Origin of the sequence: Methanobacterium congolense (assembly GCF_900095295.1) — an archaeon.
Classification (GTDB): Archaea; Methanobacteriota; Methanobacteria; order Methanobacteriales; family Methanobacteriaceae; genus Methanobacterium_C; species Methanobacterium_C congolense.
The window spans coordinates 90418-105416 of sequence record NZ_LT607756.1 but is presented as its reverse complement, the minus strand read 5'-3'; the positions used below and the strand labels follow the sequence as shown (position 1 = coordinate 105416).

At 39.7% G+C, this 14999-nt stretch carries 15 protein-coding genes; 9 read left to right on the top strand and 6 right to left on the bottom strand.

Annotated features, from left to right (window positions below; translation table 11 throughout):
- The first annotated feature begins 282 nt into the window (after nucleotides 1-282).
- From MCBB_RS00505 to MCBB_RS00495, 3 genes are all read left to right on the top strand, one after another.
- Nucleotides 283-1185: a hypothetical protein gene (locus tag MCBB_RS00505; RefSeq protein WP_071905770.1), complete on the top strand. Its 903-nt coding sequence runs from the start codon at nucleotides 283-285 to the stop codon at nucleotides 1183-1185.
- A 218-nt stretch (nucleotides 1186-1403) separates the two neighbouring features.
- Nucleotides 1404-2309 (top strand): hypothetical protein, encoded by a 906-nt coding sequence (locus MCBB_RS00500; RefSeq protein WP_071905769.1) that lies wholly within the window; start codon nucleotides 1404-1406, stop codon nucleotides 2307-2309.
- A gap of 232 nt (nucleotides 2310-2541) precedes the next feature.
- Nucleotides 2542-2940 carry a DUF126 domain-containing protein gene (locus MCBB_RS00495; protein ID WP_071907937.1) on the top strand — a complete coding sequence of 133 codons (399 nt, stop codon included), beginning with the start codon at nucleotides 2542-2544 and terminating at the stop codon, nucleotides 2938-2940.
- A 114-nt stretch (nucleotides 2941-3054) separates the two neighbouring features.
- On the opposite strand, the gene MCBB_RS00490 is transcribed toward MCBB_RS00495, so the two are convergent.
- From MCBB_RS00490 to MCBB_RS00480, 3 genes are all read right to left on the bottom strand, one after another.
- On the bottom strand, nucleotides 3055-3462 hold the full coding sequence (locus tag MCBB_RS00490; protein WP_071905768.1) for a DUF5518 domain-containing protein: 408 nt from the start codon (nucleotides 3460-3462) through the stop codon (nucleotides 3055-3057).
- Nucleotides 3463-3497: 35 nt separating this feature from the next.
- Nucleotides 3498-3956 (bottom strand): DUF5518 domain-containing protein, encoded by a 459-nt coding sequence (locus MCBB_RS00485; protein ID WP_071905767.1) that lies wholly within the window; start codon nucleotides 3954-3956, stop codon nucleotides 3498-3500.
- A gap of 133 nt (nucleotides 3957-4089) precedes the next feature.
- The gene (locus MCBB_RS00480) at nucleotides 4090-4449 is read right to left on the bottom strand and encodes a DUF5518 domain-containing protein (RefSeq protein WP_071905766.1); all 360 of its coding nucleotides are present in this window, start codon (nucleotides 4447-4449) and stop codon (nucleotides 4090-4092) included.
- Between the two features lie 289 nt (nucleotides 4450-4738).
- Between MCBB_RS00480 and MCBB_RS00475 the strand changes: the two genes are divergently transcribed.
- The 5 genes from MCBB_RS00475 (at nucleotide 4739) to MCBB_RS00460 (ending at nucleotide 9455) form a co-directional block, all read left to right on the top strand.
- Nucleotides 4739-6013 (top strand): metal-dependent hydrolase family protein, encoded by a 1275-nt coding sequence (locus MCBB_RS00475; protein WP_071905765.1) that lies wholly within the window; start codon nucleotides 4739-4741, stop codon nucleotides 6011-6013.
- A 144-nt stretch (nucleotides 6014-6157) separates the two neighbouring features.
- Nucleotides 6158-8605, top strand: coding sequence for a heavy metal translocating P-type ATPase (locus MCBB_RS00470; RefSeq protein ID WP_071905764.1), 2448 nt, complete (start codon nucleotides 6158-6160; stop codon nucleotides 8603-8605).
- Nucleotides 8606-8695: 90 nt separating this feature from the next.
- A complete protein-coding gene (locus MCBB_RS00465) occupies nucleotides 8696-8842 on the top strand; it encodes a YHS domain-containing protein (RefSeq protein WP_071905763.1) in 147 nt (48 codons plus the stop codon).
- Complete coding sequence (locus MCBB_RS12010) at nucleotides 8829-8990, top strand: hypothetical protein (RefSeq protein WP_171899051.1); 162 nt, start codon at nucleotides 8829-8831, stop codon at nucleotides 8988-8990. Before MCBB_RS00465 ends, MCBB_RS12010 begins: the two co-directional genes overlap by 14 nt.
- A gap of 234 nt (nucleotides 8991-9224) precedes the next feature.
- On the top strand, nucleotides 9225-9455 hold the full coding sequence (locus tag MCBB_RS00460) for a hypothetical protein (protein ID WP_071905762.1): 231 nt from the start codon (nucleotides 9225-9227) through the stop codon (nucleotides 9453-9455).
- Between the two features lie 211 nt (nucleotides 9456-9666).
- Here the strand turns inward: MCBB_RS00460 and truD are convergent, their stop codons facing one another.
- From truD to ftsA, 3 genes are all read right to left on the bottom strand, one after another.
- Nucleotides 9667-10920, bottom strand: coding sequence for a tRNA pseudouridine(13) synthase TruD (truD, locus tag MCBB_RS00455; protein WP_071905761.1), 1254 nt, complete (start codon nucleotides 10918-10920; stop codon nucleotides 9667-9669).
- 160 nt (nucleotides 10921-11080) lie between these two features.
- Nucleotides 11081-12199 carry an AAA family ATPase gene (locus MCBB_RS00450; RefSeq protein WP_071905760.1) on the bottom strand — a complete coding sequence of 373 codons (1119 nt, stop codon included), beginning with the start codon at nucleotides 12197-12199 and terminating at the stop codon, nucleotides 11081-11083.
- A gap of 500 nt (nucleotides 12200-12699) precedes the next feature.
- Nucleotides 12700-14043, bottom strand: coding sequence for a coenzyme F390 synthetase (gene ftsA, locus MCBB_RS00445; protein ID WP_071905759.1), 1344 nt, complete (start codon nucleotides 14041-14043; stop codon nucleotides 12700-12702).
- Nucleotides 14044-14162: 119 nt separating this feature from the next.
- On the opposite strand from ftsA, the gene MCBB_RS00440 reads away from it, so the two are divergent.
- On the top strand, nucleotides 14163-14939 hold the full coding sequence (locus MCBB_RS00440; RefSeq protein ID WP_071905758.1) for a hypothetical protein: 777 nt from the start codon (nucleotides 14163-14165) through the stop codon (nucleotides 14937-14939).
- Nucleotides 14940-14999: the final 60 nt, after the last annotated feature.

Below are 14999 nucleotides of genomic sequence, written 5' to 3'. Positions count from 1 at the left end.
TTAATTCCACATTTATTTACTTCAATTAACCACGTTTTTTTTAAGGTTTTTAAAAGATCTAAAATCTTTTAGTGTCTGAATTCTATTTTTAAATTCATGATTAACCTCCTTTTTTGGTTTCATTTACCACAGCACTACACTCCTTAAAAACCTTATTTTTTCATATTAAATGTTTAAAACCAGTTTTGGGTTTATAAAATCCCTGATTAAAACGAAAATTTAATATCACTATACTCAAAATATAAAGAGTTATGAATTTAATAAAATGGGAGGTAAAATAAGATGGTGGATTTAAAGGAGATGACATCCGTGGATATCGTTCCATTCACATTGATGACATCCTCAATACAGGCATTAATGGCCCTTATATTTGCGATAATCTTCGTGATTACCCTTGGGATCATCAGCACATCCATACCACAATCAGGACAATTGGGAGTTGTTACATCCATTGGACTTGCAATAATTGTGATCTACCCTGTTGGCACATTCCTGCTGGGTGTGATGGTTTCATTTCTCACAGCACTATTCTACAACATCCTAGCACCAAGGGTGGGAGGTGTGAAGCTGGGATTTGAAGGAAATGAACTAAGATCCATACCAGCCGTACCCTTTTCTCTTATAACAGCCTTTATTGAAGCAATATGGGCGTTCATAATCGGACTCCTGATAGCTGCAGTTCTGGTTCCATTAGCTGGGATGGTAGGCACTATGGCACCTCTTTTTGCCAATGAAACCGTGACCTCAGGAGTAACTGCAACTTTGGGAGTATTTGGAGCCTTTGGATCCCTCTTTTTAATTGTTGGATTGCCAATAATCGTTTTTGTATTGGCTTTCATAGGTCATGCCCTGTTTGCAATTTTCTACAACTTCCTCATACCCATGATTGGTGGAATTAAACTTGAACTTGCTCCAAAAATCGATTCAATGAGTGAAATAAAATCCATAGCCGTTTTACCAGCATCAATTGCTCTTGCAGCGGTCTTCACAATATTTGGATTAATTCAGGGTATTTTAAACCTTGCAAGTATGAGCATGACAGGAAATGTTACAGGAGGAGTGATTTCACTGGTTGCTACAACTGTGATGTTCTTCGTGGTGTACTTCATAGTGGTTGGCATTTTCACCCTACTCTACAACTTCCTGGCATCAAGGATTGGTGGAGTTGAGATTGGATTGAAATAAGTTAAGCCCCTTCCACCTATTTTTTTGTTTAAATTCAATTTTTGATTTATCTCGAGTAAAAGTTTAACACCATCCTACATGGATCTCTTTAAATCTGTATACTCCCTAAAATTTCAAGATCATGCCATTGAACCGGATAAAATAGGAAAATTTAATTATAAAGTATTCCCAGACTTATTTGATATAAAGTGATTTGATATAAATTGGAGGTGAATGATTTGTCAGATATTAAAGAGATTAAATCCATTCGTATAGTGCCATACACCTTGATGAACTCATCCATATCAGCTGTGGTGGCATTCATATATGCAATATTCATAGTGCTGATCTTAGGGATCGCTGGAAATTTCCTACCAAGCAGCCTGGGCATTACGGGAGGAGTAATAGCAAGCCTTGGTGTGGCACTTCTCATTCTTCTGCCTGCTGCTGGCTTTGTATTTAGTGTTACCCAATCATTCTTAACTGCGCTCATTTACAACGTGTTCGTTCCAAGGATTGGAGGGATAAAACTTGAACTCAGGGATATGAAGGAAATTGTAGGGGTTCCAGTTGTTCCATTTGCCCTTATGCTTTCAGCAATCGGGGCAACCATCGTTTTCATAGCCATGCTGATAATAGGACCACTAATCATGATAGGTCTACAAGCAGCAGTAATTGGCGCTGCATATCAGGGCACTGTAATACCCGGATTAAGTTCAATCGGTGCCCTTGGAATCGTTGGACTTCTGATCCTGATAATTGGGGTCCCAATCGTTATGTTCGTAGCCAGTTTCATTATGACTGCACTGACAGCCATAATTTACAACCTGCTTGCACCTAAAATTGGAGGAATAGAGTTCGAGTTTGAAGCTTTGAAGGAAAAACTCTACGGTATAAACTCAATTCCAGCTGTTAAACTTGCCCTGATAACTGCAATTGTCATGGCCATTGTTAACCTGATATTTGAAGCCATAAGCACAGTTAGCAGCATTGCAATGGGTTCATCAGCTGTAGCAGGAGTTATAAGCCTTTTAATAAATGTTGTAGTTAATTTAGTTGTGAGCTTTATTATCTACGCTATTATGGCTGTGCTATACAACTACCTTGCACCTAAGATCGGTTCAGTTAAAGTCGAACTGGAATGATGGCATAATCCATGGAATACCTTGAATAATCTTAAATCGATTTAAATGTTGTTTTAAGATATTTAAGGCATTAATTATTTTTTTAAAATTTTTTGAAAAATCTGGAAGCAATTTTTAGTTTTGATATTTAGGATAACCTTGATTTTTAGTTAAAACCTTTCATTCACAGTAAAAGAATGTGCTGCAAAAATTTTTTATGGCTTCAGATTAAAGTGTGAACATGGAATCAAAAATAGTTAAAAGCAGAAAAATCTCAAAAGGCCATGCAAAGGGCGAAGTGATTATTACAAGGGATCCTATCAGTTTTCTGGGTGGTGTTGACCCTAAAACTGGTGATGTTGTAGATTCAAAGCATGACCTTCATGGAAAAAAGATAAGTGGAAAGATACTGGTCATACCTTCAGGTAAGGGTTCAACAGTTGGATCCTACGTGATATACCAAATGGCAAAAAACGAAACAGCCCCCCTGGCCATAATAGCACTTGAAGCAGAACCAATAATTGCAACAGGAGCCATAATGGCTGGAATACCAATGGTTGACAGGCCAGATGCACCGATTCTGGACATGCTCAAAGATGGAGAAATGGTTGAGGTGGATGCTGATTCAGGAACAGTGACTATATTGAACTGATGATTCACAGTGATATTCAGATATTTATTTCTATTTAAATTAAAAAAATTAAAAGTGTGGATAGAATCGTTTTTTGGATTGAAGAATTAAAAAAATAAACCATTTTGGGGAATCTCAGTTTTCTATAACCTGATCCTCATTTTTAGCTACAAGATAACCTAAAACACCACCAATTGCTCCGAGAACTGCATCAACGATGATCGTCAGGATGGTTACGAAGATACCCACCAGCATGGTTATGGTTACTGCAAGACCCATCTTTGAGAATATCAACCCAAAGATTGCAGTGAAAACTCCAAAGCCTGCAATAAATAGTACACCTATTATAAGCCCACCAAGAACTCCGGAAAGTGCGCCGTCAACTGCGCCATCCTTTTCATCATCCCCACGGGACATGTAGGCTGCTAGAAAACCCCCCAACACAGGCCCAAAAAAGAAGAGAGGAAATACTGCAATTGCTAAAACAACTGTTAAAACAACGTTTAATATCGCACCCAGCCCAATAGCCTTCCAATCTGTCATTTTATCACCTTTTGCACGGTTTTGTTACCTGAAGGTTATTTTTTGGTTTTATCTTCTGTTTTATCTTCTTTAACTTCAGATTCAGCCTGAATTTCAGATCCTGGTTTCTGAACTTCTTCTGATCCAGTTACAGATCCAGCAGGAGCCCTATCCATGTACTGGTTGATCAAGGCACCTAAAAATCCTCCAAGGGCCCCTATCAAAACTGACATTCCTATGTAAAGGACTGCAAGGATTATTAAAAGGCCTGCTATTTTTTCTGCTTCTCCGGATCTCACCAGTATGAAAATAATCAGGAAAACTGCTGTGAATATTCCAACCAGACTTCCGTGAATTGCTCCTTCCATATAATCCCTGGTTGCAATGTATCCTGTGAAAAGTGCAGCTAACAAAACTGCAATTAATACAGAATAAGCAGGTAGAATTAATCCAACTGCAAAATACAGCACTACTGCAACTAAGAATCCTAAAATAATTGATTTTTGATTTATCATGTTTTTTACCTTCTCTTTAAAATCTTTGCCTGTTAAAAGATTTGAAAATGGTGTATATCAATTTTTGGATTAACATGAAAGTTTAAGAGGTTCTGAATTAAGTTCAACAGGAGAGATAACTATCAGTACATGATTATGCTTCTCCCTTTACAATTGATCCAATGGCTCCCCCAACTGCCATTACGATTATAACCCCAATGAGTCCAATGAGTATAACGAAGGAAGTTATGGTGGCCACTGCAAATCCAAGTAAACCTGCGATTATGGTGCCGAAGATTAAAAGCAGGACTGATAGTACTATTCCTCCAAAAGCACCTGAAACTGCTCCATTTACCATTCCGTTTGCTGCATCTCCTCCAACCATGTAACCAACCAGCATACCTGCAATGAGAATACCAATGAAGAATCCCCAAGCAGGAATTATAACTCCAAAAATCGCCCCCAAAACTATTGAAAGTACAAACCCAATAATTACAGCACCCCAATTTATCATAGGATCACCTCAGATATTCAAATTCTTCATAATATTTCTTTGACCTCTATTCCTAATATTTTTTTCCTTTTCATCCAGGAAGAGGAATTAAAAAGGGTATATCTTAATTTTATCAATATTAACCCATTATAAACCGGATAATAACTCAAATCATCATCTTATATCCCAATTTCCATTGATTAAAAGAGTTTGTATTAATTTCAGTAATAAATAAAAACTAAAGATCCTATAATAACATTTGAATTCAAAATTTTAGATCACGGCAAGAACTTAGGATAAGATGATGAAAATGACGTGGACCCTCATAAAAAACGGGACTCTAATAGATGGAACAGGCGCAGATCCCATTGAAAATGCTGCAGTGCTGATAAAAAATAACACAATCCAAAGAGTAGGGCCTGAAAACTCCATTAAAATTCCCAAAGGAACAGATATCCTCGATGCAGGTGGCGGTTTCATTATGCCAGGTTTTATAGACGCCCACATCCACGTCATGGCAAACGGATTCAACAGAGAGGACACAATTTACGATCCACTATCCTTCTACTTCTACAGGGCCGTTGAAAATTTAAGACTCACCCTTGATGCTGGAGTAACGAGTGTGCGTGATGCAGGGCTTGCAGATGCAGGGATTAAAATGGCCGTTGAAAAAGGCATTATAAAGGGTCCAAGGCTTCAGATATGTGTCACACCACTATCCATAACGGGAGGCCACTTCGATTTCTGGCTCAAATCAGGGTACGATGTCAAAGTTACTTATCCCGGCTATCCAGACAGTATCTGTGATGGTGTTGAAGGGGTTAGGAAGAAGGTGCGGGAAGTGCTTCGTGCAGGCGCAGAGGTCATCAAAGTTATGGTGACCGGAGGAATTATGAGCGCAAACGACGGACCCAAAGCTGCACAGTTCACATCAGAAGAACTGAGGGTTGTTGTTGAAGAAGCCAGTTTTAAGGACAATATTAAGGTAATGGCACATGCTCATGGAGTTCAAGGTATGAAAAATGCGATTGATGCTGGTGTTCATTCCATTGAGCACGGAACCTACCTCGACGATAAAATAATCAATATGATGCTTGAAAATGGAACATTTCTGGTTCCAACACTCATGGCGAACAAAAACATCAAAGAACTGGCACTACAGGGCAAAACAAGAGAATGGGAAACTGAGGCTGCCCTGAAGGTCTTCGATATTCAGAAGGAGAACATCAAGAGGGCTTACCATGCAGGGGTTAGAATTGCAATGGGCACGGATTGTGGTGTTGTTGAGCATGGAACCAACCTCAAGGAGCTTGCACTTCTCTGTGAAATAGGTATGGATCCGATGGAAGCTATCGTTGCAGGAACAAAAACTGGAGCAGAATGTATGGGATGGGACAGTGAATTGGGCACACTTGAGGCTGGTAAACTTGCAGACATTGTAATAAGTAGAGTCGATCCCCTACTGGATGTTGAAGCACTTGGAGATCCTGAAAACATCGTTGTGGTTATTAAAGACGGTGAAATTGTCAAGGATACCCTTGAATCTATATCTAAAAAGAATTTCTTATCCTTTGACAATATTTAAAATGAAGATTTAAAATGAATTAAAATGAAGATGATTGAAGGTTGCTTCGCTTAAACTCTATGATCAAACACATGAATCAGTATAATTACATAACGTATGTTATAATATTGATCAGTACTTAAAAAGTTCAGGAAGATGCTGAATATGGATAAAAAAACTAAAAAAAAGGCAAATATTAAGATATCAGGAATGAGTTGTGCTTCCTGCGCCCTGAACGTTGAAAAATCCCTTGAAAAAATGGAAGGAGTTAATGAGGCCCATGTTAACCTCGGTACGGAGGAAGCCACAGTTGAGTACGACTCTGAAAAGCTCGGGCTCAACCAGCTTGAGGACGCAGTTGAGGACGCAGGTTATGGTGTTGTCAACGAGAAGGTGACCATCAAGGTTGGTGGTATGAGCTGTGCAATGTGTGTCAAGGCAATAGAGGACGTTATGGGCAAACTGGATGGTGTTAGCAGTGTAAACGTTAACCTTGCATCTGAAAAGGCCTACGTTACCTACAACCCCAGAATGGTAACGGTTGCAGATATGAGGGATGCAATAAATGACCTGGGCTACCAGTACCTTGGGATTGAAGGGGAAGAAACAGAGGACCTGGAGGAAAAATTACGATTAGAGGATCTTAATGGTAAAAGAAACCGGATAATTGTTGGTTTCGGATTTTCCATTCCACTCATGGTGCTCATGTACTCAAACATCATGCTTCCAATTCCAATGTCGGAGTTCATGCTCATTGTTTCAATAGTTCCATTCATCTACGTGAGCTATCCAATATTCAAAGCCGCTTACAGGGCCCTTCGTAACAGGAATCTGGACATGGACGTTATGTACTCCATGGGTATAGGTGTTGCATTCGTCTCAAGCGTCCTTGGAACCTTCAGCATAGTTCTAACACCAGAATTCATGTTCTATGAAACTGCCTTAATGCTTGCTGCATTTCTAATGATGGGCAGGTGGCTTGAAACCCGTGCAAAGGGCAACACATCAACTGCCATTAAAAAACTCATTGGAATGCAGCCAAAAACAGCCACCATCATCAGGAAAGGATCAGAGGTTCAGATACCCATAGAAGATGTTGAGGTGAAAGATACCGTGGTTGTAAAACCCGGCGAAAGGATCCCTGCAGACGGTGAGGTTGTTGAGGGTGAAAGTTATGTTGATGAATCTGCAATAACAGGAGAACCATTGCCTGTATTTAAAAAGGACGGTTCAAAGGTTGTTGGTGGAACCATCAACAAAAACGGGGTTTTGAAGTTCAAAGCCCTGAAGATCGGAAGGGACACCGTACTCTCACAGATAATAAAACTCGTTGAAACTGCCCAGGGTTCAAAACCCCCTGTGCAGAGGATAGCAGACCGTGCTGTGACCTACTTCATACCAACTGTTTTAACCACCGCAGTTGTTGCTTTCGTTGTATGGTACGTTTTACTGGGAAGCACACTGCTCTTTGGACTCACAGTCCTCATATCCATCCTTGTTGTGGCATGTCCATGCGCTCTGGGTCTTGCAACACCAACGGCAGTTACAGTTGGTATTGGAAGGGGAGCTGAACTTGGAATACTCGTTAAAAATGGTGAATCCCTTGAAGTATCAGAAAAACTCACAACCATACTCTTCGATAAAACAGGAACACTCACCAAGGGCAAACCTGAGGTTACAGATGTTTTAGGAATTGGTGTGGATGAAGATTCCATTTTACAGTTCGCTGCAAGCGTTGAAAACAACTCTGAACATCCACTTGGAGATGCTGTTGTTAAAAAGGCCCGTGAAAGGGGGAGGGACATCTTTAAAACCAAGGAATTTGATAGTTTCGGTGGAAAGGGTGTTAAAGCTATTGTTGATGATGAGGGACATAGTAAAACTGTTTTTGTTGGAAACAGGGCACTTTTCAAGGAACAGAAAATTCCACTGGACAAGAAGATCGAAGCTGAAATCCTTAAAATTGAGAACAATGGAAAAACCGCAGTTTTGATTGGTATCAACAGTGAAATGGAAGGCATAATTGGTATCGCAGACACCCTCAAGGAGGGTACTGTGGCTGCCATAGGGGAGCTCAAAAGGATGGGCCTTAAGGTGGCAATGATAACAGGGGACAACCAGAGAACTGCAGATGCCATTGCAAAACAGGTTGGAATTGATGTTGTTATTGCAGAAGTCCTTCCACAGGACAAGGCAGTCCAGGTCAAGTCACTGCAGGATGAGGGAGAAGTTGTTGGATTTGTAGGGGACGGAATAAACGATGCACCTGCCCTTGCCCAGGCAGACGTTGGAATTGCCATTGGAAGTGGAACCGATGTTGCAATAGAAAGTGGGGACATAGTTCTTATCAAGGATGACCTCCAGGATTCTGTTGCAGGGTTACAGCTTTCAAGGAAGGTTATGGGCCGGATAAAGCTGAATTTATTCTGGGCCTTTGCCTACAACGTTGTTCTGATACCGGTGGCTGCAGGGGCACTTTACCCTGCATTCGGTATAACCTTTAGGCCGGAGTATGCAGGACTTGCAATGGCATTAAGCTCTGTTACGGTTGTTAGCCTTTCATTACTGCTTAAAGGATACGTTCCTCCGGTTAAAAGCCTTAAAAAATCATGATAATATCAGATTATCTTTTTCAATCCATAAAAAATTTAGATTATAAAATTCAATGTTACATAGGTAACAAAAAAGAGTGAGGTGAGTTGTATGGCAGTGGATCCCATATGTAAAATGGATGTGGATGAAAAAACAGCTAAATGGGTGAGTGAATACAAAGGCAAGAAGTACTACTTCTGCGCCCCTGGTTGCAAGAAAACCTTCGATGAAGAACCTGAAAAATATGCAGAAGAGTAAATGCGAAATTGGAGGGATTGTTGTGGGACTGTTAGATTCTGTAGCTAAAAAAGCCACCAAAGAACTTGAAAAACAGGTCAAAGATAAAGGTGGAAAAGAAATCGAAAAACGGGCTAAAAAAGAGATGAAAAAGAGGTTCAAAATTTAATTCAAATTTTTGAACCTTAACTTTTTCTTATTTTTTGTTTTAAGATAAAAAAGGATTACTTCTTTTTTATATCCAAATTTTAACAGGAAAAAGTTTTATCAAGATTTTCAAAGGAACATCTTGCAGTTCCAATAGCCAAATACGTTCGTAGATACACGAACAACAATCTTTATATATTAGTTCGTATACATTGATACTATCTAAGTTGATGCGAAGAAAGTTGGGAGTGATAGTATGAAAGCCGAAGATTACTGCAAAAAATGTCCAGAATGTGGGTCTGTTGATAAAAACATTGACATAGTGAAGGTTCCAAAAAAAACAGAAGGCATTCCAGAGGATGTTCTGAAAAAGGCTCAAGAATCTGGAAAACTGACCATCATCCGCTGCAGCAACTGCAGACACATATTTGAGTATGCTAAGGACAGTAAAATGGATGTGGAGTTTAAAAAGATATGCATCCAATAAAAGATTTTTTTCATTATTTAACTTATTTTAACCGTCCAAATTGAAAATATATTAAATATATTAAAAAATAGGCTAAAAAACTTGAATTAATAATTTTAGTAGTAGTTTTAGAGTAGTTTTTAGATTATTTATGGATACAAACATTGAAATATACTAATTTTAACCCGGATAATAAAAAAAGAAATTCAGAGGAGTTAAAACTTGTTTTTGATCAGTAAACATCCTCTTTCATAATTTCCCGCAACACTGCAGTTGCGTAACATCCCTTAGGTATGGAAAACTCCACAAGAACCCCTTCTGGAGTTGCAGTTGCTGAAGTGTCCCATATTTTGAATCTCATTGCCCTGCGCAGTCCATGACTTCCAAGTCGGGGCGTTTTCGGGCATTCAAAATCTTCCCGGGTTATTCCCTCATCCTGAAGCACATTCTCTTCCATCTCACCCAGTTCGCCACCTGCCAGGGGCACCTTGGTACCGTAGAGGGGAGCGGTTGGATGAACCCTGAACTCCTTTATATCATCATCTATGGTTTTTGGATCAATTTCATGAACTATATGTTCCTCGTTGTCTATTATTATGTCTCCTTCAACGTATCGATCGATCCCAAGTTTTGACCTTTCACTCACCGCCTTGTTGAAGAGGTATGATTGATATGCATGTACGAACATTCTTTTAAGAGGTTTTGGAAGACTTTCAAGTGCTATTTTATAGGCCTTTTCATCAAACTCTCCCCTTTTCCTTCCCTGTTTCATGAGCTCCCTGAGCATCATCTTTTCGTACCTCATACCTGCAGGCATGCTCTCGTAGGCCTCCTGGAACTTTCCCTCATCGTAAAGTGCCCTTGGAACTTTGATATGCTCGGCCTCCTCAGGGTAGGGGTTTCCTATGTAAGCATCCACAGCGCCCTTGATGTCGTTGTGCACCAGGGCCATTCCAACCTTGTGAGTGTTGGGACGGTTTTTACCAAACCTCTGCCAGCCGTAGTAATTTGGAACACCCTTAAGGCTGAGCTCTGATAGTATTTCACTTGATGTCTGGGCATCTGCATCTGGATCCTCTGTTTCCCTGATGAGAATTCTGAACTTGTTTCCAACAAGCTGTCCTATCCTTAACTTCTTCTCGTTTGGAATTACCTTAAGTATCTTAACTCCCCTGAGTTTTTCTTCAAGGTTCTGGAGTTCTTCAGGTTCCACGTTGCTCACACAGAGCCACTGCCTTGTATGGGCTGCTTTATCCTTCATACCTGCAAACCCTGTTCTCTTACGGTTGATGTGAAGCTCCCTTGCAATGTCCAGAACAACATCCAGGGTGTTTCTGCCGATCTTGTCTATGAATAACCATGTGTTTGGTCCTGTACCGCTTGGAAAGCTTTCAGGTATTTCTTCAACGTAAAAATCCTCGTATTTTGTTCTTATCCTTCCACCAATTCCTTTTCCAGTTGTGACGTAAGTTTCAGCGTTGAGCATGAGTTTATCTCCCGAATTATCATTTTTTTTATTATTTCTGAAATTTATAGAACGTTCTATCTCATTTTTATGGAATGAAAATTTATATTTAAATTTCTTGAATAAGATTTAAAAAACTACCCCCTTTTCCATATCATACTTCATATTCCTTCCTTTAAGGTTATAAAGTTCTCAAATACTCCTTGAATATTCTATCTCTGAGTTTATATTTTCCTCTAAATGGTTTAACAATTAAATTCTTTTCTAACATCGCTTTTAACCAATATGAAGGCTCTGAAGTTAAATTTAAACCCGTTTTAATCTCTTTATATGATAAAAACTCTTTATCGCTTTCAGCCATTAAGCCCAATATCTTCCTTTCTTCGTTCGTAGCTTTTTCATGCATTCCTCTGAATTCTCTTTGAGCAAGCAAGCTTAAAGATCGTGGAAATGACTTTTTAAATTCCTTAATTCCAACTTTACCACCAGCAGCATCCGAAAAACAGTTATATGCCATAACTTGCATGTAATAGGGAATTCCTTCAGATAGTTCATATATTAAATTTATAACTTCCTCAGTGAATTCAACTCCTTCTTCTTGGCTAGGTATAACTATAGCATCCCTTAATTCGTTTAAAGACAATGATTTAAGTTCGTACGGTTCAAATATTCTCACAGCAGAGTCCAAATGATCCTGGATTTGTGAGAATATGTCATGTGCACCTGTTGCAACGAACATGATGTTCATTTCTTTTAAATTAAGTTCCTGTAAAGCATTTTGTAAGATACTTAAAACCTTATGGGGGCCCGTATCTGAGATTATCCTTTGGAGATCATCAAATAAAAGGATCAATACCGGGTTATCACCCTCAAGTTCTTTATAAATAGATTTTAATATTTTTTCGAGGGCTATAGAAGGACTTGTAGCAGGCCTTTCTCGTGATACATTAAATCCTATTCCTGGAAGACTAACACCTAACGAATTAATATTATCCCAAAAATGTCCTTCACTGATTCCAAGAGCATCAGCACATTTATCTATAATTAAACTATAAATATCATCAAAATTACCTTCTACAAGAGGGATACGTACAGGATAAACCTCATCAATGTCATTCAATTCTTTTTCAAATTTTATTAGTAAACATGTTTTTCCAATTCCCTTAGGACCATAAATGATTATATGTCCTGCGGCACCTTCCTTTGTAGATTCGTAAATTTCCCTTAATTGATTTAATTCATCTGCCCTACCTGTAAAATATGAAGGAAATATCCCCGTTCTCTTTCTAAATGGATTCATAAGTTCCACCCTCACTAATTGAAAAACATAGAAAATCACTATGATCCCTATGTTATCTATGTTTCAATCTCCTACTATAAAAAAGATAATGACAGAACATAGAAAATCACTATGATCCCTATGTTATTTATGATAACAATTCCTCCGTACCAACCCCGCTTAAACCATTAAATCAACATTACCCTGATAACTTTTGTAGCTCTCCTCAAGGAAAGATGATGGTAACTTGACTGATGAAGTGAAATGTTGAGAAACAGTTGTATCCATACCAATACACATAACAGACAAAGACTGGAAGAAAAAAGAAAAAATTGGAGAAATGATTAATTGTAATCCTTAAAATAAATGCTAAAGAAGTCAAAAACTCTCCATTTTTCTGAATATTCAATTATTGACCATCTTCAGAGGTAGCTTGCAAGGCAAAAACTTCTATGATTTCCGAGTAATTCTTGGTCGCCCATTTAGTATTTCAGATACCATGACTTGCCTTCCATAATCTTTCAGCGACGGTCAACCAAACGTTTAGGTCTTCCCCTTACATTGTAAAATTCAAGGCCTTCCTGTGACGTGAAGTTGAAGATGATGTTGAAGCTTCCATCGGCATGTGCCTCATGTAGGGCAGGCTTGTATTTGAGGAAGGATTTCAGGAATCTGTCCTGGATCATGTCCCTGTCGCAGCTTGCAGGGTCCCTGCACTCCATACTCACCCTCATGGTGACCTCCTCCTCATCCCCGTAGATGAAGGCCTCGTACTCCCCTGTCAGGTGATCCATGTTGTCCCTCTGGAAGACTCCCTGCTCCACATCAACCCTGTTGAATGGTGAACCCATGACCCAGACTGTTTCAGCTTCTCTCTGCGGGTTCAAAATACGCATGTGCGTCCTGCCACAGTCACATTTCTCTCTGGTCACAACCACGGTTGTGTCATCTGTGTCGTAGTTCAAAAGAAGGTTTCCAGTTTTTGCTCCAGGAGGCAAGAGGGTTGTGAGTACGATTCTACCACACTCCCCATCATCAACGAAGTTTTCAAGCTGTGGATCATAGACGTCCAGGTGCACAAGGTCTTCAGGCACATGGAGACCTGCCTTTTCACTGCACTCACCACACATGGTCCCCTCTGTACTGCCGTAGGTGTTGTAGACAGGGACGTCCCATACTTCCTCAACATAGGCACGCGACTCTTCTGAAAAGCTTTCACCACCAGCTATAAGTCTTTTTATACTTGATTCTTGTGGATCTATGCCTTCTGCTTCCATTCGACTTGCGAGTCTCAGGAGCTTGAACACACTGGCAACTATTCCTGTGGGCTCATAGTTCTTCATTATGCGCACTGGAAAGGTGCATTTTCCCTCAGGTATTATGGTCATACCTATCTTCTGGGCTGCAAGGGTCATGGTGTTGGCACCTACATTCATTCCATAGGATGCACATACAACAACCCTGTCTCCAGATGTGAAGTTCTGTGAGACAAATGCACGGGCGTATTTCTCTGCGTAGCGGTTCCAGTCATCCCACGTTAGGAAAAAAGATTTTGGTGTTCCACTGGTTCCACTGGTCTCGTGGATGGTGAATACATCCTTCCAGTCAGTGGATTTAAATTTGAATGCCTCTGTTTCAGGGGGTTGATTCTCCCTGACGGTTTTACCAGATATTATGGGTAGTTCCCTTAAATCCTCGTGCTCCCTCACATCCTGTGGATTCACATGGTTTTCATCGAACCACTTCCTGTAGAAGGGAGAGTTTTCATAGGCATATTTAACTGTGTAGCGTATCCTTTCATCCACAAGGGAATCCAGTTCATCCCTTGGCATGGTTTCCATCTTCTCTCGGAAATATTGGGCCATACATACCACCGATCCCACGTTACAACGAAGCTAATATTAACATTCTATTATAATTTATTGTAGTTCATTCAATAAAAATGATCTAATGACTATCATGAACCGTAACTTTAGTGAGATCTATGAAACGTAACATCTTCGGCCTGGACTTCAGTGCCGCCAAAGATCCTGGAAATAAGATATGGATGTCCCAGGGGCATTTAAAGAAGGATAGAATTACTGTTGAGTACACAGAAAGTGCGAAATCCCTCTGGGGCAACTTAGGATCCAAAGAGGTTTACTACGAGAAAATCCGAAATCTGGTACTTGAAAACTCATCTGGAGTTTTTGGGATGGATTTTTCATTCAGTCTTCCAGAGGAGTGCCTCGATGGTGCCAATTGGAATGATTTCATCAACAACTTCCACAAAAACTTTTTTAACGCAAAATATTTCAGAAAATATTGTCTGAAAATGACTGGAGGTCGTGAAAAAAGAAGGGAAGTTGAGGTGGAAATGGGAGCCCCACTTTCACCCTACAACCTCTGGATATACAAGCAAACCTACCACGGCATGAAGGACATTCTATCACCGCTTATGGGCTCCGTATCGATAATACCCTACACACAGGCCATTCCCGGAATACCCTGGCTCCTGGAGGTTTATCCGGGACTGATCTTGAAGGAAAGGAACATCTACATTCCCTACAAAGGAAACGAGAATGAATCAACAAAAAGTCAAAACCGGAGGCTTATGGTTGATGAATTGACTTCAAAATCCTTTGATGGCCTTGATCTGGAGGTTGATGAATCCTGCATTGAGAATATGAAGAAAAATGCTGGTGGAGATGCACTTGACAGTTTCATGGCACTACTTGTGACCTACAGGTTCTATAAACAGTTTTTAGATAATAAAAAATAAATAGTGAAAAATTGTTTTAGGATTTATAAAACTAGATAAAGCATCTAACGGTTAATCCAG